This window comes from Nocardia sp. PE-7 (assembly GCF_030486425.1).
In the GTDB taxonomy this organism is placed as follows: domain Bacteria; phylum Actinomycetota; class Actinomycetes; order Mycobacteriales; family Mycobacteriaceae; genus Nocardia; species Nocardia salmonicida_A.
Genome location: NZ_CP129614.1, coordinates 6,378,557 through 6,395,596 on the forward strand (window position 1 = coordinate 6,378,557; position 17,040 = coordinate 6,395,596).

The following is a 17,040-nucleotide window of genomic DNA, read 5'->3' on the forward strand; positions in this document are numbered from 1 at the left end:
TCTACCGAACCTAGGGAGAGCTACTCTCTATCGGGAAGTACGCACTGCGAAGTGCGTACCGCACGCGAGGGAGAGCGATGAGCACGCGGACCGCCGCCGAGCGCCGCGCCGAAGCGGGCGCGGCCTACAACGCCTACGTGGCCGAATGCCCGGCGCGTCAGCTGCTGGACCGGATCGGCGACAAGTGGGTGAGCCTGGCGATCAACGCGCTGGCCGACGGTGCGCTGCGCTACAGCGAACTCGGCCAACGGCTGGCGGGCGTGAGCCAGAAGATGCTCACCCAGACCCTGCGCAATCTCGAACGCGACGGACTGGTCACCCGCACCGTGCTGGCCGAGGTGCCGGTTCGGGTGGAGTACCGGCTCACCCCGCTGGGCGAGGAGTTGTTGCCGGTGATGCGGACGATCAAGGGCTGGGCCGAGCAGCACATGGATCAGGTGCTCGCCGCCCGCGCCGCCTACGACGCGGCCATCTGAACTCACGACGCCTCCCCGAGTTCGGCGGCGACCTCGGCGACCAGCAGCCCGGTCACGTGCTCGCGCCAGTCCGGCGCGCCGTGTGGGTCGTCGAACCACACGTCGTCGTCCAGTTCGGCCAGCGCGTCGGTCAGGTCGGATCGCGAAGGGACGGAATCGAAGTCGAGGACGATCGGTCGCACGGTCGCCGCGGTGACGGTGATCGCGCAGCGGTCGTCGGCCTCGCGTCTGCCCATCACCACCGACCCCGAACGCCCGAGCGGAGCCAAGGCGATCTTGCGGAAGCTGGTGCGCGCCGACAGACTCGAAGTGGGCACCAGGAAGGAGCGCACCACAGTGCCCGAGGCCAGCATATTCTCGCCCGGCCCGGTGACGAAGTCGCGCAGGCTGATTCGACGCTCGCCGCCACCACGTGGCCAGACCACCGCCGTGGCGTCCAGGGCGACGAGCGCGCCGAGTACCGCACCGGCGGGCAGCGACAGGCACACATTCCCGCCGACTGTCGCGGTGCGCCAGATCTTGTGTGAGGCCAGCAGCGCCCGGCAGGACTGCGCGAACAGCGCCGTCCCCGGCCACTCCGGCCGCAGCATCGGGGTGCCGAGTTCACGGCCGGGCGCGGCACCGGCGAACTCCGCCAGCGTGCAGGTCGCGGCGATCTCCAGTCCTCGCGCGCCGGCCGTCAGCGGCACCCAGCCGAGGGTGGTGATATCGACCAGCCGGTCGAGATGATCGTGCGGCTCGGAGAAAAGGAAGGTGCCGCCCGCCAGCACCGCGCTACCCGCTCCGACCTGTGCCAGATCGGCGCGTTCGCGGGCGAGAACAACCTCGGAAACAGTATCCAGATCCACGTTCACCTCGCTTGCCTCACCGGCCACAGTAGGGGCCGCGAGTTGCCACGATGTTGCACGAAACCCGCGCCAGATTGCGCCGCGGTTAACCCGGTGTACGCCATCCAGTGTGCGCCGATCCGGGCAAAACCGCAGTTCAGCACGCCGTTGCCGACGAGCACCGCCCCCAACCGAGACCTTGCGCCCGATCACGCCCCTGCCAGCAGCGTGGCTTGCGCCTGGGCCACCTCGGCGCCGACCGACTCCTCTTCCACGGTCAGCACCACATCGTCGCGAACAACCTCGCGCCCGTTCACCACCAGGGCGGCCAGCGGCGGGGCCGACCCGAGCACCAACGCGACAACAGGGTCCTCGATGCCCGCGTGCGCGGGGGTATCCAGCCGCCACAGCGCCAGATCCGCCAGCTTGCCCGGCTCGATGGACCCGATTTCCTCGGCGCGTCCGAGCACCCGCGCGCCACCCATGGTCGCCAGTTCCAGCGCGGTCCGCACCGTCATCGCCCGCGGTCCGCCGACCGCCCGCGCGTACAGCAGCGCGTTGCGCGGCTCCTCGATCATCGAACTCGACTCGTTGCTGGCCGCGCCGTCGACCCCGAGCCCCACGGGCACACCGGCCGCCACGAGGTCGGCGGTGCGCGCGATCCCGGCGCCCAGCCGACCGTTCGACGTCGGGCAGTGCGCGATCCCGGTCCCGGTCCGGGCCATCGCCGTGATCGCCGGGTCGTCGAGATGCACGGCGTGGGCGTACCAGACGTCCTCGCCGAGCCAGCCGAGCTGTTCCATGTACTCGGCGGGCGTGCACCCGAACTTCTCCAGGCAGAACTGCTGCTCGTCGAGGGTTTCGGCGAGGTGCGTGTGCAGCCGGACCCCCGTCGAACGCGCCAGCGCCGCGGACTCGCGCATGAGATCGGCGGTCACCGAGAACGGCGAGCATGGGGCCAGCGCGATCCGCACCATCGCGTCGAAGGACGGGTCGTGCCAGTCCTCGACGGCCGCGGCACTCGCGGCCAGGATGTCGTCGATCGACTCCACCACCGCGTCCGGCGGCAGCCCGCCGTCGCGCTGTCCGAGATCCATCGACCCGCGCGCCGGATGGAACCGCAGCCCCACCTCGGCGGCTGCCCCGATCTCCGCGGCGAGCAGATCGCCGCCGCCACGCGGGAACACGTAATGGTGATCCGACGACGTCGTGCAGCCACTGCGCGCCAGCGAGACCAGCGCGCCGGTGGCCGCGGTCCGCACCGATTTCTCGTCGATCCGCGACCACACCGGATAGAGCGTGGTCAGCCACTCGAACAGCGTGTTGTCGGCGGCCAGCCCGCGGGTGATCCACTGGTAGAGGTGGTGATGGGTGTTGACCAGACCGGGCGTGAGCACACAGCCGTGCCCGTCGATCCGCGCCACCTCGGGACCGAATTCCGGCGGCGTGCCCTCGCCGACGGCATCGATCCTGTTGCCACGCACGGTGACCCAGCCGTGGCGGTACTCGGTGCCCGCCGCGTCGACGGTCACCACCGCGCATCCGTGGATCAGCAGATCGGGCGCGCTCACGGCTGCCACGCGATCCCCGCGTCGGGTGCGTCCGCGCGCGCCAGGGTGGCATGGATCGAGCCGTACGGCCGGTCGGCCGCCCAGAAGACCTCACCCTTGTTCTCGATCTCGAACCGCGCCAGGTCGTAATCGAAGTGGTGCTTGTTCGGCGCGGACAGGCGAATCTCGGCGAGCATCGGAAAACGTTCCAGCGCAGCTGTTCCCATCGCGTACAGCGTTTGCTGCAACGCCTTGGAGTACGTGGTCGCGAACAGCTCGAGCAGCGTGGCGCGAATCCCGGCGTACACCAAGTCCCAGTCGAATCCACCGGTTTCGGCGAACCGCCACTGGACCACCAGCGAGGTGGCCAGCACACGATCATGGGTCGGCGCGAGGGTCGTGTACTCGTCGGTGAGGAAGTCGGCGAACTCCGAGCCGGTCGACTTGAGCAGCACCAGATCCTTGATCCCGCCGATCACCCAGGCCTGTTGCTCGGCGTCGGCGCCCGCCACCGTCACCGCGGCCGTGCGCACCTCGGGCCCCTGCCGCACCCACGTGTGATCGTGTTCGGCACCGTCGACCGAGACCCGCTGCCAGCCATAGGAATCCACGTCGATGCGAGCGCTCGACACCGGCTCGACCGCATCGACGAAATGCTTCGCCAGCGCGATCGCGTAGTCCTCGATGGTGTCGAGTCCTGGCTTCTTCGAATAGACGAAAGCCATGTGCTTCTGGGTATCGGTGGGCAGGACGTGACGCTGGTCACCATCGGTGTATGCCGCCTCGAAATCGCCCCGCAGGGTGGTGGAGACGTTCACGTCGCGAATCTCGTGGCGCGCGTTCTCTTTGTAGAAACGCACAACCCGATTCTCGGCCTTGCCATATCGATGATCGGTCAACACGATCGGACCATTCAGTGCCATCTCAGCTCCCTCGGTAGGTGGAATAGGCGAACGGCGACAACAGCAGCGGCACATGCAGATGCGGCTGCTCACCCACCGTGAACGCGACGCAGACTTCCGGATAGAAAGTCTCGCTACCCTGCGCCGCGAAATAGCTGCCGGTGTCGAAGAAGAGGCGGTAGTCGCCCGGATTGAGCCCGGCCGCAAGCTCTTTCACCCGCCCGTCGGCATCGGTGAGCGCTTCGGTGAGCCGGTGGTCTTTTCGCACGAGCCACACGGCGACGCCCGCCGCGGGCACCCCGCGCACAGCATCGAGGACATGGGTGCTCAGACTCGTCATGACACCACCAGCCCCGCCAGTCGCAGCCGGTTGATCTTCGACAGTTCTGTTCGCATGACCTGCCTTTCGGTCGACGGATCGTTGTCCAAGCGCGCCCGCAACACCGCCAGCAACTCCTCGCCGCTGCGGCCCGCGGCGCAGACCAGATAGATGTGGCCGAACTTCGCCTCGTAGGCGCGATTGCCCTCGGCCAGCGCCGAACGCACGTCCCGGCCGGTCACGCCGGACTGTTCGCGCGCCGACTCCGCCGAGGTCGGGCGGTCGCCGATGCGTGGGTGACCGGCCAGCGCCGCGTCGATGTCGGCGTCGTCGAGCGAGGCCGACGCCGCGTCGGCGGCCGCCGTCAGCGATTCCGTGGTCGCGTAGGGACGGGCAGCCGCGACTGCCCGTGCCCAGCGCGGCGCAGCGCAACAGGCAAGCAAGGCCGCTTCGGCAGTCTCCGCAGGTAGATCGTTGAAACCCGCGAGGCTCAACCCTTGGCTCGTCATCGATCCAGCATCGCGCGATCCCTGCCCCGTCGCCACCGATGTGCAGTCCATCACGTCGGCGTGTCGTCGTCGCCGCGCTCCCCTGCCGTAATCGAGCGGCAACATTGCGTCATTACCTTCGCTCACATGCCCCCAGTCGACCGCCCCGAGCACTCCTCGTGCACGGGCATCGTCCTCGCGGCGGGTGCGGGCACGCGATACGGCAAACCCAAGGCACTCGCCGACGACGGCGCCTGGTTGCGCTCGGCGATCACCGCCCTGCGCGACGGCGGTTGCGATCCGGTGATCGTCGCGCTCGGTGCGACCGGACCCGATCCGGACGCTCTCGGACTGCCCGCCGACACCGAGTGGCGGTGGGTTGCCGACTGGGCCACCGGTCTCTCCGCGACGGTGCGCGCGGGCTTGCGCGCCGCCCTCGAGAAAGACACTCGTTATGTGGCGTTTCTGCCCGTCGATACCCCCGATATCGGGGCCGATGTGGTCGCCAGAGTGCTCGCCGCGGCCCGTTCCAGCCAGAGCGGACTTGCCCGTGCTGTGTTCAACGACACACCTGGTCACCCCGTTGTGATCGAGAACAAGCACTGGGAAGCCATTTCGGAGGTAACGGCAGGTGATGTCGGGGCCGGTTCCTATTTGGGCGGTCGACAGGATATGGTGTGCGTCACGTGCGACGACTTGGCGACAGGGACCGATCGCGATTTCCCGGAAGTCGGCGCACGGTGATCGGAGTTGTGAGATATGCGCGATATCGTCGATGACCTTCTGCGAGTGTGGCATTCGGGCCGTACGGGTGGCCTCGCCACCGTGGTCCGTACTATCGGCACCAATTCCCTGCCCATCGGCTCTTCGATGCTCGTCACCCCCAATGGTGGCGTCTTCGGATCCATTGCCTCCGGCCGGCTGGAAGAGACCGTGTACGACGCGGCTCTGGAAGCGGGCCGCACCGGCGTCCGGCAACTGCGTCGCTACAGCATGCTCACCGGGATGGAATCGACGGCCGACGACGGCACGCTCGTCGATATTTTCGTAGAACCGTTCTCCTGCCGCGACTTTCCCGAATTCCCCACCATTGCCGCGGATATCCAAGCCCATCGCCGGGTCACCGTGTTCACCGTGGTCTGGAATCAGGATCCCGATGTCATCGGCCAGCATCTGGTCACCGACCGCAAGCACGCCACCGAACTCGTCGCGCTGCCCGAGTCGGATCTGTTCGTCGCCTCCTACTGCCCGCCGCCGCGCCTGATCATCTTCGGCGCCAACGCCTATGCGGCCACCCTCGTCGCACAGGCGCGGATGATCGGCTACCGGGTGAGCATCTGCGACTCGCGCCCCGAGTTCGCCGACCCGGCCTCGTTCCCCGGCGCCGAAGTGGTCGTCGATTGGCCGCATCGCTACCTCAACACCCTTTCGGCCGCGGGCGAGATCGACAGCAGCACCGCGATCGTCGTGCTGGCCAACGAGCCGCGCTTCGAGATCCCGCTGCTCACCGTCGCCTTACGACTACCCGAGCTCGGATACCTGGCCGCCCTCGGCACCCCGGCCGACCAGGCCCGCCGCCTCGACGACCTGCGGGCCGGCGGCTTCGACGAGCCGACCCTGTCGCGCGTGCACGTGCCCGCGGGGCTGGAGTCCGGCCCGCGTACCCCCGCCGAGACCGCCGTCTTCATCACCGCCGACTTCCTCGCCTCCCGTGCGGGTCTGCGCCTCGCGGCCCAGCGCGACTACGTCTCGACCGCCAGTGTGGGCATGGCGATTTGAGGTACGCCGGCGCCGCGGCCCGCGGCGCCGGCCGAGCGTCTACTTCAAGCCGGGGTTCTCGGCGTAGATCTCACGAATAACCGACAGGTCGAAGAGCTGGTCGGCCTTGATATCGATCTTCGCGGTGCGAAGGGCGGCGATATTCTGCTCGATCAGCGCGTCCGACATCGTCAGCAGTCCATCGGTCCTGGTCGACGCGGAGACGACCAGGTCGTTCTGCGCGGTGGCCTCCTCGGTCTGCTCGGCCAGGTCGAGCTTCAGGTCCTTGCCGTAGACCTCGACGGCGAGGCGCGCGGACCCGGCGGGATCGGCGACGGCGTCCTTCCACCCCTTGATCTGGGCGGTCAGGAAGGCTTTGAGCTTGTCGCGCTCGTTGTCGATGGTGTGCTGGCTGACGGTCATCGTCTCGGCGACCAGTGGTAGACCGAAGTCGGCGAACAGGAAGTGGTCGTTGGCGAAGCCCTTCGCGGCCAGAGTGATCGGCTCGTTGGTCACGTAGCTCACCCACCCGTCGACCTCACCGTTGGCCAGCGGGGTCGGATCGAACTGCGCGGGGACCACGGTCACCTCGCCCGGACTGATGCCGTTGGCGGCCAGCAGGGCACTGAAGATGAGCTGGTTGGTGTCCTGCACGCCGATCTTGCGGCCCTTCATATCCGCGGGCGTCTTTATCGGCTTGCCCGCCGAGCTGACAATCGCGAACGGATTCTTCTGATAGGTCGCACCGACGATCTTGGCGGGTAGTCCTTCGAGCACGGCGGGCGCGGTGGTCTGCGGCGCGGAAAGGCCGAGCCAGATCTTGCCGGTATCGAGGCCCGCTTCCACCGAAGTCGATGCCGCGCCACCCGCGACGAGATCTACCGCACCGAATCCCGCATCCTTGAAATAGCCTTTCGAATCGGCGAAATACTCACCCGCGAATTCGATGTTCTTGATCCACGACAACTGGATAGCGACCTTGCCGAATTTCGATCCGTCGTCGGTCGAACCGTTCGAGGAGGTGCTCGAGCCGCTGCCACACGCGGAGAGCAATCCGGCGCCGCCAAGCGCGGCGCCGGTCAAGGCGGAAAAGCGGAGAAAGGAACGACGGTCGACACTGTTCATACGCAGAATGTAGATTCGCCGCGTTTCGTACTCTTTGCGGCGACGTTCCGCCGCTATTCCCGTTTATTCGGCGGCTGGTGCCGCGGTTCTCGGCGCTGAACTCCACCTCTTCCCTCCCTACGGGCACTCCTTCGTCGCACCCTTCGGTCAGTCCATCGGCGGAGGCGCGCCGAGAACGAGGTCGTAGCACTACGATCCAGCATTCGGACCGAAGCGTGCGAGTACCACGTTCTCGAGCACTCCGACAATCGCGTACAACAGGACCGATACCAGCGTGACGACCACGATGGACGCCCACAGTCGGTTGTACTGGAACATCGGGATGGCCCGAACCAGGCTCGCGCCCAATCCTGTTCCACTACCGAGCCATTCACCCAGCAGGGCGCCGATCAGCGCACCGGGCACCGAGATCCTGGCGGCGGCGAACACCGACGGCAACGCGGCGGGCACCGCGACCATTCGCAGCCGGGTCCAGCGCGAGCCGCCGTAGGCCGTCACCAATTCCATTGCCTGTCTGGGTGCTTCACGCAGGCCGGTCATGATCATCACGAGGGCGGGGAAGAACACGACGATCGCCGTCAGCACCGTCACCCCTGCCGTGCCACGGCCGAAAATGAGCACGACGATCGGACACAGGGCGACCAACGGCACCGAACGCAACAGCATCGCCACCGGCATGAACGTCTGTCGCACAGCCGAATACAGCACGAACAGCGCGGCGACGCCGAGCGCGCCGGCCATCCCGACGAGAAAGCCCGATGCCGCGTCGCGCAGGGTGATCGCGAGGTCGTCGAAGATCGCCTGCCGTGCCGTCGCCGCGCCCGCCGAGGTCACCAGATAGGCCCAGACATCCGACGGTGTCTTGCCCACCCGTGGCCCGATCTGCGGGAACAGGCGAAGGAACAGCGTCCAGATGACAAGTAGCAGGATCAGCGAACTCGCCAGCGGCAGTAGGAAGCGGCCGATCCTGCGCAAGACGGTGGTGGTCATCGCGTCGACTCCTCGGCGGTCGCCGTCCACGGCGTGATCAGTCGGGCCGCACCCGCCACCAGCAGGTAGCCCAGTCCGGCCAGTGCGGCGGCGGCGATCGCCATGCCCCAGGTGCGTGGCACGTTGTAGGCGGTCTGCGCCGCGGTGAGCGCGACTCCGATGCCGCTGTCGACGCCGCCCAGGTACTCGCCGATGATCGCGCCGAGCACGGCCGACGGCGCGGCGATCTTCAAGGCGGCGAACGTATTCGGCAGCGCCGCGATGGATTGGACTCGATACAGCCGCTGCCAGCGGCCGCCGCCGTAGGCGCGCACCAGATCCAGGCTCGCCGGATCCGCCGAGCGCAATCCGCTCACCGCGCCGACCATGGTGGTGAAGAAGCAGTACATCGCGGCCAGGAACACCGTGGGTGTACGTCCACCGAACACCACCAGGATGATCGGGCCGAGCGCCACCAGCGGCGTGCAGTAGCTCAGGATGGCCAACTGGGTGGCGAGCGGTTCGATCCGCGGTACCAACATGATCAGCGCCGCGATCCCGATCGCCAGCAGGTTCCCCCACAGGAAACCCTGCACCGCCCCGATCGCGGTGACCTGGAAGTTGGGCCCGTAGAGCCCCCACCCGTCCGACCACATGGTGGACAGGACTCGCCACGGCGTGGGAATCGTCCCGCCCGCGGTACCCGCGGCGGCCAGCGCCCACCACAGCGCGATCAGCGCCACCACGCCCAGCGCACCGGCCGCGCGGCCGCTGCCCGCGCTCACGCGACCCCACCCCGCCCGAACAGCAACTCGGACAGGTAGTCACAGAGCTTGTGGAATTCCGGGGTCCGCATCATCTCGGGCGTGCGCGGTCGCGGCAGGTCGATCTCGACCAGTTCCAGCACCCGGCCCGGTCGCGGACTCATCACCGCCACCACATCGGAGAGGAACACCGCCTCGCCGATCCCGTGGGTGACCATCAGCGTGGTCGCGGGCTTCTCGGTCCAGATGCGCAGCAGCTCCAGGTTCAATCGCTGCCTGGTCATGTCGTCGAGCGCGCCGAACGGTTCGTCGAGCAACAGCACCGACGGCTGCACGACCAGTGCCCGGGCGATCGAAACACGTTGGCGCATCCCGCCGGACAACTGCGCGGGCTTGGCCTTCTCGAACCCTTCGAGGCCGACCAGCGCGATCAGCTCGGCGATCCGGTCCGGCGCGGCGGGCAGCCCGGCCACCTGCAACGGCAGCCCGATATTGGATTCCACGCTGCGCCACGGCAGCAACGCCGAATCCTGGAACGCGATTCCGAGCTGATGACCGCCGCGCAATTGTTCCGGGGACAGGCCGTTGATCCTGGCGGTACCCGCGCTCGGTTCGTCGAGGCCGGCCAGAATCCGCAACACCGTCGATTTGCCGCAGCCCGACGGCCCGAGCAATGACAGAAATGCACCGTGCGAAGTCCGCAAATCGACCGAGTCCAGCGCGTCGACCGTGTTGCGGCCTACCTTGAAGGTCTTGCTCAACCCACTGATCTCGATCCCGGCGGTCGCGCTGCCGGGGATTTCCTTACCCATGCTCGTCACCATAAGAGCGGCTGGTTGCGGCGGCATTTCCGAATCGGAGCCCAGATTGCGCCCCCGTAAACCGTGCTCGAGGTCACCATAAAAGTGAACCGGTAACGATTCGCTCATGTGAGAGGACATAGAGTGTCGGAGGATCTGACAGCCCTGCGAGCGTCGAGCGCATATGCTCTCGGCGACCGGGGGAAGCACTGCGATGACGTGCCCGACAGGGCCCGTGGACTGGAACCGACTGTTCGATGAAGCTCTCTGCACTACGTACCGTGGCCGCGCTGCGCACCACCGCCGTGGCTCTGACCGCCGCATTGTCGGTGGCCGTTGTCGCCGGTGGCGCCGCGTCCGCCGAGCCCGAGAAGCCCTCAGCCGTGTCGTCCATCGTCAAAGACGGACGCGTATGGCACCTGAAGGTGTACTCGGCGGCGATGAAGAAGGACATCACGATCGACGTGCAGCGTCCCGTCGACGAGTCGAAGCCCGCCCCCAACTTCTACATGCTCAACGGCCTCGACGGCGGCGAGGGCACCGCCAGCTGGGCCGCGCAGACCCAGGCGCTCAGCTTCCTGGCCGACAAGCAGGTCAATGTCATCCAGCCGATCGGTGGTCGCGGCAGCTACTACACCGACTGGAAGCAGGAAGACCCGAAGCTCGGCCTGAACAAGTGGAGCACCTTCTTCACCAAGGAGCTCCCGCCGCTGCTCGACGGCGCCCTCAACTCGACCGGCCTGAACTCGCTGGCCGGGCTGTCCACCTCCGGCACCTCGGTGCTGCAGCTGGCCGAGGCCAACCCGGGTCTGTTCAAGTCCGTCGCCGCCTACAGCGGCTGCGCGCAGATCGCCGACCCGATGGGCAAGCAGGCCGTCAAGTTCTCCGTGGAGACCTGGGCAGGCGGCAAGACCGCGAACATGTACGGCCCGGACAACGATCCGGCGTGGGTCGACAACGACCCGGTCGTCAACGCCGAGAAGCTGCGCGGCACCAACCTCTACATCTCCAGCGGTAGCGGCATGCCGACCAACGCCGACGTGGCCTACTACCTCAACGGTTCGCCCGGCCCGATGGGCGTGGTCAACCTCGGTCTCGGTATCGGCATCGAAGCGGCGACCAACGCTTGCAGCCAGAACCTGAAGACCAAGCTGGACTCGCTCGGTATCCCGGCGACCTACCAGTTCACCCCGATGGGCACCCACTACTGGCCGTACTGGGAGCAGGCGCTGCACGAGTCGTGGCCGCTGCTCGCTCAGGGCATGGGTATCTGATTTTCCACTGAAAAGCGGGAGGCATCCGGATTCGGATGCCTCCCGCTTTCGCGTTGTCGCCGACTACGCGGTGGGCGCGACCGCGGTGCGCACCGTGAGCCCGGAGCGGATGAAATAGGCGATCTCCTCGCAGATCTCGTCGACCGAGATCGCGTCACCGGGAACGGTGGCGTGCACCATCTCCTGGGCGAGCGAATTCACCGCGCCGATTACCGCGAGGCCGAACAGATGCAGGCTGCGCGATTCCGCCTCGCCGCGCTCGGCGGCGCGTTGGGCTTCCCGCGTGAGCAGGGCCGAAATCGACCGTCGCTGCGCGCGCCGCCATTCCTCCACCACCGGACTCACCCCGACGACCTCGACATAGAACACCCGCGCCGCCCGGCGATCACGGCAGGTCACCGCGAGGAACGCACGGAAACTCTCCACCACGCGCACCACCAGCGGCTGTTCACTGGTGCTTTCCAACGCCTCGTCGAGGCGGCGCAGCGCGGCCGCGTTCAACCGGTCGACGAGTGCGATCAACAATGCCTCGCGGCTACCGATGTCTTCGTAGAAACTGCGGGTCGACACATTCGCGGTCGCACACAGTCGCTCGATCGAGGTCGACGAATATCCTTGGGTGCCGAATAGTTCCAGCGCCGCGTCGGTCAACCTGTTGCGGCGTAGCGCTACTCGCTGCTGGCGCGACAATCCACCGTAACTACGACCACTATCGGTTACATCCGCACGCCGAACCACGGATGCATGCTAGCGCGCGATCGCCCGGTAGCCAGTCGATTCGCCATTGTCGCCACAGGCGAATTCCCGCTGGCGCGACAGAATTGTCGAACGGGGTGATCAATTCTGTTCGATAGTGGGTTCGCCGTCGTCGAGCGGCTCGGCCAACGGCCAGCCACCGGCGGCCAGATGCGAAGCCACCCGCGAGACATCGTCGGACGCGGGCTGCTGCTTCGCGAAATCCGCGATAGCAGCGGCGATATCGGCCTCGCTGATCAACTCGCCCTCGCGGCTGGCCTCTACCAGCCTTTCTCCGATCACGACCACCTCGTAGTCGGTGAGGTGGCGGTGCAGCACCGCGAACAATGCGACGTAGTCCGACTGCGGAATGCCCTGCGGATACCCGGCACGCAACCAACCGAGCACCCGAGAGAGCAGGTTGCCGCGAACCGAGGGACTCGGCGAGGCGGGGTTCGGATCGGTCATGGCTTCCTCACTCATGATTGGCCGAACAGGTGGATGCCGAACTGGTGGGCGATGAATGCCTTGGCGGTGAACAGGATTCCGGTGATCACCACGACGACGATGAGGACCAGGCAGGTCAGCGCTCCGGCCAGCGCCGGATAGTTGCGCCGGACTCGACCCTCGGCGTCGACGGTCTCGGCCTTGGCCCACCACCGCACGGCGTAAGCGAAAACGGCGGGTACGCCCGCGCCGAAGATCAGCGCGGCGAGCACCACTTCCCACAGTGAACTCAGATTGGTGATCACGGTGTGCACGATCGCTCCCCTCTACCCGGCATGGTTCTGGTCGATCGGCGACGGTGCCGAGGTGGGTGACTGATGGCCCTCGGGCCATTCGTTCACATTGTGGGTGCCGACCGGGTCCCGGCGCGACCGGAGATAGATTCCGAGCGCGCCGGCGATCAGAATCCCCAACACGACGAGCACCCCGGGGAGCCCACCGATGAGATTCGCGATCACCCAGCAGATCGCGCCGACGATGCCCGCCATCGGCAGAGTCAGCATCCAGGCGACGGCCATCCGGCCCATCACCCGCCAGCGCACCTCGGCGCCCTTGCCGATGCCGGTACCGAGGATCGCGCCGGTCGCGGTCTGCGTGGTCGACAGCGGCAGGCCGAAGTGCGCCGAGGTGAGAATGATCGCCGCCGACGTCGACTCGGCGGCCAGGCCCTGTGGCGACTCGATCTCGACCAGACCCTTGCCGAGGGTCCTGATGATCCGCCAGCCGCCGAGATAGGTGCCGAGGGCGATCGCGACGGCACAGGCGGCCATCACCCACAGCGGCATGTGGTCGTCCTTGTCCAGCGAGCCGTAGGCGACCAGCGCGAGGAAGATGACGCCCATCGTCTTCTGCGCGTCGTTGGTGCCGTGCGCCAGCGAGACCAGCGAGGCCGAGCCGATCTGGCCCCAACGGAAACCCTCTTCGGACTTCTCCTGGTCGACGCCGCGGGTGATCCGGTACACCACGAACGTGCCGATGGCCGCCACCATGGCCGCGATCACGGGCGCGAGCAGCGCGGGCAGCACGATCTTGATCAGCACGCCGTCCGACCCCGATGCCCAGATCACGCCGTTCCAGCCGAGTGCGGCGATCGTCGACCCGATCAGGCCGCCGAACAGTGCGTGCGAGGAACTCGAGGGCAGGCCGAGCAGCCAGGTCAGCAGGTTCCACAGGATGCCGCCGACGAGGCCCGCGAAGACGATTACCAGCAGGTCCTGCCCGCCCACATCATCCAATTTCACGATCCCCTTGGCCACCGTCGCCGCGACCGCTACCGACAGGAACGCCCCGATCAGGTTCAGCACGCCCGAGAGCGCGACCGCCGTCTTCGGCTTCAGCGCTCCGGTGGCGATCGAGGTCGCCATGGCGTTGGCCGTGTCGTGGAATCCGTTCGTGAAGTCGAATGCGAGAGCTGTCGCGATGACGATCAACAGGACCATTAGTTCGGCGCTCACCGGAACAGTGTGTCGTATGCTGCCGCCGGATTGCCAAACTGTTGCGGGTAAGTCGCACGACCAGCGGCGGAGCTCAGCCGGGAGCCACGCCGAGCGCGCGCACCGCCTCGATGGTGTCGGCTTCGACTGGTTCCTTGTCCGGCCGGTACCGCACCACCCTGGCGAAGCGCAGCGCGACGCCGCCCGGATATCGGGTACTGGTCTGGACGCCGTCGAGCGCGATCTCGACGACGAGTTCGGGGCGCAGGTACACCGTCTGACCGTCGCGATGGGTTTCGTGGCGCGGGAATTCCTCGGTCTGCCAGCGCAGCAGTTCGTCGGTGAGGCCCTTGAAGGTCTTGCCGACCATCACCGGCTCGCCGGTCTCCGGATCGCGAGCGGCCAGATGCAGATTGGACAGGAATCCGGTGCGGCGGCCGTAGCCCCATTCGGCGCCGATCACCAGCAGGTCGAGGGTGTGAGCGGGCTTGATCTTCTGCCAGGCCTTGCCGCGTCGGCCCGCGGCGTACGGGGCATCGAGCGCCTTGACCATCACGCCCTCGTTGCCGACGGCGAGTGCGTCGTCATAGCAGTCGGCGGCGGCCTCGGAACTCGGCGCGATGAGCGCGGGGATGCTGTGGTCGCCCGCGACCTGCTCGAGCGCGACGCGGCGCGCACGCAGTGGTTCGTCGATGAGGTCGACGCCGTCGAGGTGCAGGCAGTCGAAGAAATAGGGGTGCAACCGGCGTGGATCGCCGATGGTGGCGAACCTGCTCATCGTCTCCTGGAACGGCCGTGGGCGGCCCGCGTCCGTGAGCGCGAGAGTTTCACCGTCCAGGACCACGGTCGTGCAGTCGAGGGTTTTGACCAGGTCGACGAGTTCGGGGACGCCGGTGGTGATGTCGCGCAGGGTTCTGGTGAACACCCAGACCTGGTCGCCGTCGCGGTGCACTTGGATGCGGGCGCCGTCGAGCTTGTGTTCGACGCTGATGTCGGAGCCCAGTTCGGCGAGGGCCTCGTCCAGTGAGCCCCCGGGCGAGGCGAGCATCGGCGCCACGGGACGACCTACTTCGAGACGGAAGGCCGACAGCGCCGCTTCGCCCCCGGCGAGCGCGGCGATCGCGGTGGTGGGGAGTTGGCCGGAGAGCATGTGGGCGCGGCGCACCACGTCGACCGGGATACCGGTGGACTGGGCGAGCGCATCGACGACGATCGCGGTGAGCGCGCCCTGGCGCAGTTCCCCGGTGAGCAGGCGGATCAGGAAGGACTGCTCGCCCTCGGTCGCCGCGGTGAACAGCGCGGTGAGCAATTCCCGACGCCGGTTGGTCGAGCCTTTGCCGTTGAGCCCGGTGAGCTGGGAGAAGATGTCGTCCACCGCGCCGACGGTGAGGCTCGCTTGGCTGCTCGGCGGCGTTTCCAGCCCGGTCACCGTGCGCCAACCGGCCCCGATCCGGCCCTGCACCAGCTCACCGGACAACCACGCCACCACGGTGCCGATCTCGGCGGGCCCGGCGGCACCGAAGAGCTCGGCCAGCGCGGCGGTTTTCGCCTTGCGCGACCGAGTCGCTCGCACGGCAGCGGAGGCCGTGACGACATCGCTGAACAGCACCTCACGACAGTATCGCGAGGGTGTGACACAGAGCTCGAGGCCGTTGTTAACAATCCTTTGGCAAGCCTGCGAAAGGCCCTTAAACTGGACATATGGCCAAGACCTATGTCGGAGCGCGGCTGCGCCAGCTGCGTACCGAACGTGGGCTGAGCCAGGTCGCGCTCGCGCAGAAACTGGAGATCTCGGCCAGCTATCTGAACCAGATCGAACACGACGTGCGACCGCTCACCGTGCCGGTGCTGACGCGGATCAACGAGGTCTTCGGCGTCGACCCCACCTTCTTCTCCGCCCAGGACGACACCCGCCTGATCGCCGAGTTGTCCGAAGTCGTGATGGACGCCGAGCTCGGCATCGAGGCCGACACCCAGCAGATCGCCGACATGGTCTCCGCGCATCCGTCGATGGCACGCGCCCTGGTGGCCATGCACAACCGCTACCGCAACACCAGCGCGCAGCTGGCCGCCGCCACCGAGGACCGGTTCGCCGACGGCTCCGGTAGCGCCGCGATCAGCAAGCCGCACGAGGAAGTGCGCGACTACTTCTATCAGCGCCAGAACTACATCCACGAATTGGACACCGCCGCGGAGGATCTCACCGCGCGCATCCGATTCCACGGTGGCGAGGTGAGTACCGAGATCGTGCGCCTGCTGCGCGCGCACGGCGTGCGGATCAGCGAGCGCATCGACCTCGGCGAGGGCGTCCTGCACTATTACGACCCCGAGACCAAACAGCTCGAGATCTCCCCGCATCTGTCCGGTGGCCAACGCACCTTCAAGCTCGCCGCCGAGCTGGCCTACCTCGAATGTGGACCACTACTCGAAAAGCTGGTCGACGAAGGCAATTTCGCCTCCGACGCCTCGCACAAACTCGCCATGCTCGGACTGGCCAACTACTTCGCGGCCGCGATGGTCCTGCCCTACACGCACTTTCACGAAGTGGCCGAGAATTTCCGCTACGACATCGAGCGCCTTTCGGCGTTCTTCTCGCAGAGTTTCGAAACCATCTGCCACCGCCTCTCGACGCTGCAACGGCCGACCCTGCGCGGGGTCCCCTTCTCCTTCGTGCGCGTCGACCGCGCGGGCAATATGTCGAAACGCCAGTCCGCCACCGGTTTCCACTTCTCCGCCAGCGGCGGCACCTGCCCGCTGTGGAACGTCTACGAGACCTTCGCCTACCCCGGCAAGATCATGACCCAGATCGCCCAGATGCCCGACGGCCGCAAATACCTCTGGATCGCCCGCACCGTGGAACGCCGCGCCACCCGCTACGGCCAACCCGGCAAGACCTTCGCCATCGGCCTCGGCTGCGAACTGCGCCACGCGGGCCGCGTCGTCTACGCCGACGGCATCGACCTGGGCGAAGCCAACGCCACCCCCATCGGCGCGGGCTGCCGAGTCTGCGTGCGCTCCAACTGCCCCCAGCGCGCGTTCCCCCCGCTGGGCAAGGCCCTCGATATCAGCGAACACCGCAGCTCAGTGTCGCCGTACCTCATCAAATAGCGCCG

19 protein-coding genes and 1 pseudogene are annotated in these 17,040 nt (G+C 67.2%); 5 read left to right on the plus strand and 15 right to left on the minus strand.

Going from position 1 to position 17,040, the window contains the following annotated elements; all coding sequences use genetic code 11:
* Positions 1 to 77 precede the first annotated feature (77 nt).
* Positions 78 to 476: a winged helix-turn-helix transcriptional regulator gene (locus QX204_RS29835; protein WP_301903801.1), complete on the plus strand. Its 399-nt coding sequence runs from the start codon at positions 78 to 80 to the stop codon at positions 474 to 476.
* Positions 477 to 478: 2 nt separating this feature from the next.
* On the opposite strand, the gene QX204_RS29840 is transcribed toward QX204_RS29835, so the two are convergent.
* From QX204_RS29840 to uraD, 5 genes are all read right to left on the minus strand, one after another.
* Positions 479 to 1,324 carry an FAD binding domain-containing protein gene (locus QX204_RS29840; protein ID WP_301903802.1) on the minus strand — a complete coding sequence of 282 codons (846 nt, stop codon included), beginning with the start codon at positions 1,322 to 1,324 and terminating at the stop codon, positions 479 to 481.
* Positions 1,325 to 1,512: 188 nt separating this feature from the next.
* The gene (locus QX204_RS29845; protein ID WP_301903803.1) at positions 1,513 to 2,883 is read right to left on the minus strand and encodes an 8-oxoguanine deaminase; all 1,371 of its coding nucleotides are present in this window, start codon (positions 2,881 to 2,883) and stop codon (positions 1,513 to 1,515) included.
* On the minus strand, positions 2,871 to 3,776 hold the full coding sequence (gene pucL, locus QX204_RS29850; protein ID WP_301903804.1) for a factor-independent urate hydroxylase: 906 nt from the start codon (positions 3,774 to 3,776) through the stop codon (positions 2,871 to 2,873). Before pucL ends, QX204_RS29845 begins: the two co-directional genes overlap by 13 nt.
* 1 nt (position 3,777) lies before the next feature.
* Positions 3,778 to 4,095: a hydroxyisourate hydrolase gene (gene uraH / locus QX204_RS29855; protein WP_301903805.1), complete on the minus strand. Its 318-nt coding sequence runs from the start codon at positions 4,093 to 4,095 to the stop codon at positions 3,778 to 3,780.
* Positions 4,092 to 4,583 (minus strand): 2-oxo-4-hydroxy-4-carboxy-5-ureidoimidazoline decarboxylase, encoded by a 492-nt coding sequence (gene uraD / locus QX204_RS29860; RefSeq protein WP_301903806.1) that lies wholly within the window; start codon positions 4,581 to 4,583, stop codon positions 4,092 to 4,094. Before uraD ends, uraH begins: the two co-directional genes overlap by 4 nt.
* 126 nt (positions 4,584 to 4,709) lie before the next feature.
* On the opposite strand from uraD, the gene QX204_RS29865 reads away from it, so the two are divergent.
* Positions 4,710 to 5,306 (plus strand): nucleotidyltransferase family protein, encoded by a 597-nt coding sequence (locus QX204_RS29865; RefSeq protein ID WP_301903807.1) that lies wholly within the window; start codon positions 4,710 to 4,712, stop codon positions 5,304 to 5,306.
* A 15-nt stretch (positions 5,307 to 5,321) separates the two neighbouring features.
* Entirely contained in the window at positions 5,322 to 6,341 is a 1,020-nt protein-coding gene (locus tag QX204_RS29870; RefSeq protein WP_301903808.1) for an XdhC family protein, read from the plus strand.
* A gap of 39 nt (positions 6,342 to 6,380) precedes the next feature.
* Here QX204_RS29870 and QX204_RS29875 read toward each other — a convergent pair whose 3' ends face one another.
* The 4 genes from QX204_RS29875 to QX204_RS29890 form a co-directional block, all read right to left on the minus strand.
* Positions 6,381 to 7,445, minus strand: a complete 1,065-nt coding sequence (locus QX204_RS29875; protein ID WP_301903809.1) for an ABC transporter substrate-binding protein — start codon at positions 7,443 to 7,445, stop codon at positions 6,381 to 6,383.
* Between the two features lie 189 nt (positions 7,446 to 7,634).
* A complete protein-coding gene (locus QX204_RS29880; protein ID WP_301903810.1) occupies positions 7,635 to 8,435 on the minus strand; it encodes an ABC transporter permease in 801 nt (266 codons plus the stop codon).
* Positions 8,432 to 9,199 carry an ABC transporter permease gene (locus QX204_RS29885; RefSeq protein WP_301903811.1) on the minus strand — a complete coding sequence of 256 codons (768 nt, stop codon included), beginning with the start codon at positions 9,197 to 9,199 and terminating at the stop codon, positions 8,432 to 8,434. The genes QX204_RS29880 and QX204_RS29885 overlap by 4 nt, the downstream gene beginning before the upstream one ends.
* Complete coding sequence (locus tag QX204_RS29890; RefSeq protein WP_301903812.1) at positions 9,196 to 9,990, minus strand: ABC transporter ATP-binding protein; 795 nt, start codon at positions 9,988 to 9,990, stop codon at positions 9,196 to 9,198. The genes QX204_RS29885 and QX204_RS29890 overlap by 4 nt, the downstream gene beginning before the upstream one ends.
* A 245-nt stretch (positions 9,991 to 10,235) precedes the next feature.
* On the opposite strand from QX204_RS29890, the gene QX204_RS29895 reads away from it, so the two are divergent.
* Positions 10,236 to 11,252: an alpha/beta hydrolase gene (locus tag QX204_RS29895; RefSeq protein WP_301903813.1), complete on the plus strand. Its 1,017-nt coding sequence runs from the start codon at positions 10,236 to 10,238 to the stop codon at positions 11,250 to 11,252.
* Between the two features lie 63 nt (positions 11,253 to 11,315).
* On the opposite strand, the gene QX204_RS29900 is transcribed toward QX204_RS29895, so the two are convergent.
* The 6 genes and pseudogenes from QX204_RS29900 to QX204_RS29925 all read right to left on the minus strand — a co-directional run bounded on the left by QX204_RS29900 (position 11,316) and on the right by QX204_RS29925 (position 15,536).
* Entirely contained in the window at positions 11,316 to 11,822 is a 507-nt protein-coding gene (locus tag QX204_RS29900; protein WP_301908153.1) for a TetR/AcrR family transcriptional regulator, read from the minus strand.
* Positions 11,823 to 11,990: pseudogene (locus tag QX204_RS29905) on the minus strand (TetR family transcriptional regulator); the annotation flags it as partial. It lies immediately after the preceding gene.
* A gap of 99 nt (positions 11,991 to 12,089) precedes the next feature.
* Positions 12,090 to 12,455, minus strand: a complete 366-nt coding sequence (locus QX204_RS29910) for a DUF3349 domain-containing protein (protein WP_301903814.1) — start codon at positions 12,453 to 12,455, stop codon at positions 12,090 to 12,092.
* 11 nt (positions 12,456 to 12,466) lie between these two features.
* On the minus strand, positions 12,467 to 12,748 hold the full coding sequence (locus tag QX204_RS29915) for a hypothetical protein (RefSeq protein ID WP_301903815.1): 282 nt from the start codon (positions 12,746 to 12,748) through the stop codon (positions 12,467 to 12,469).
* Positions 12,749 to 12,760: 12 nt separating this feature from the next.
* Positions 12,761 to 13,948: an inorganic phosphate transporter gene (locus QX204_RS29920; protein WP_301903816.1), complete on the minus strand. Its 1,188-nt coding sequence runs from the start codon at positions 13,946 to 13,948 to the stop codon at positions 12,761 to 12,763.
* Positions 13,949 to 14,021: 73 nt separating this feature from the next.
* A complete protein-coding gene (locus tag QX204_RS29925) occupies positions 14,022 to 15,536 on the minus strand; it encodes an ATP-dependent DNA ligase (protein ID WP_301903817.1) in 1,515 nt (504 codons plus the stop codon).
* Positions 15,537 to 15,628: 92 nt separating this feature from the next.
* Between QX204_RS29925 and ramB the strand changes: the two genes are divergently transcribed.
* Entirely contained in the window at positions 15,629 to 17,035 is a 1,407-nt protein-coding gene (ramB, locus tag QX204_RS29930; protein WP_301903818.1) for an acetate metabolism transcriptional regulator RamB, read from the plus strand.
* The last annotated feature ends 5 nt before the right edge of the window (positions 17,036 to 17,040 follow it).

What these genes read in the sequence shown, in the direction of transcription:
- QX204_RS29890 (WP_301903812.1), bottom strand. Translation starts at nt 9,990, where the DNA reads ATGGGTAAGGAAATCCCCGGCAGCGCGACCGCCGGGATCGAGATCAGT.
- pucL (WP_301903804.1), bottom strand. Translation starts at nt 3,776, where the DNA reads ATGGCACTGAATGGTCCGATCGTGTTGACCGATCATCGATATGGCAAG.
- uraD (WP_301903806.1), bottom strand. Translation starts at nt 4,583, where the DNA reads ATGACGAGCCAAGGGTTGAGCCTCGCGGGTTTCAACGATCTACCTGCG.
- ramB (WP_301903818.1), top strand. Translation starts at nt 15,629, where the DNA reads ATGGCCAAGACCTATGTCGGAGCGCGGCTGCGCCAGCTGCGTACCGAA.
- uraH (WP_301903805.1), bottom strand. Translation starts at nt 4,095, where the DNA reads ATGACGAGTCTGAGCACCCATGTCCTCGATGCTGTGCGCGGGGTGCCC.
- QX204_RS29880 (WP_301903810.1), bottom strand. Translation starts at nt 8,435, where the DNA reads ATGACCACCACCGTCTTGCGCAGGATCGGCCGCTTCCTACTGCCGCTG.
- QX204_RS29865 (WP_301903807.1), top strand. Translation starts at nt 4,710, where the DNA reads ATGCCCCCAGTCGACCGCCCCGAGCACTCCTCGTGCACGGGCATCGTC.
- QX204_RS29910 (WP_301903814.1), bottom strand. Translation starts at nt 12,455, where the DNA reads ATGACCGATCCGAACCCCGCCTCGCCGAGTCCCTCGGTTCGCGGCAAC.
- QX204_RS29895 (WP_301903813.1), top strand. Translation starts at nt 10,236, where the DNA reads ATGAAGCTCTCTGCACTACGTACCGTGGCCGCGCTGCGCACCACCGCC.
- QX204_RS29870 (WP_301903808.1), top strand. Translation starts at nt 5,322, where the DNA reads ATGCGCGATATCGTCGATGACCTTCTGCGAGTGTGGCATTCGGGCCGT.
- QX204_RS29835 (WP_301903801.1), top strand. Translation starts at nt 78, where the DNA reads ATGAGCACGCGGACCGCCGCCGAGCGCCGCGCCGAAGCGGGCGCGGCC.
- QX204_RS29875 (WP_301903809.1), bottom strand. Translation starts at nt 7,445, where the DNA reads ATGAACAGTGTCGACCGTCGTTCCTTTCTCCGCTTTTCCGCCTTGACC.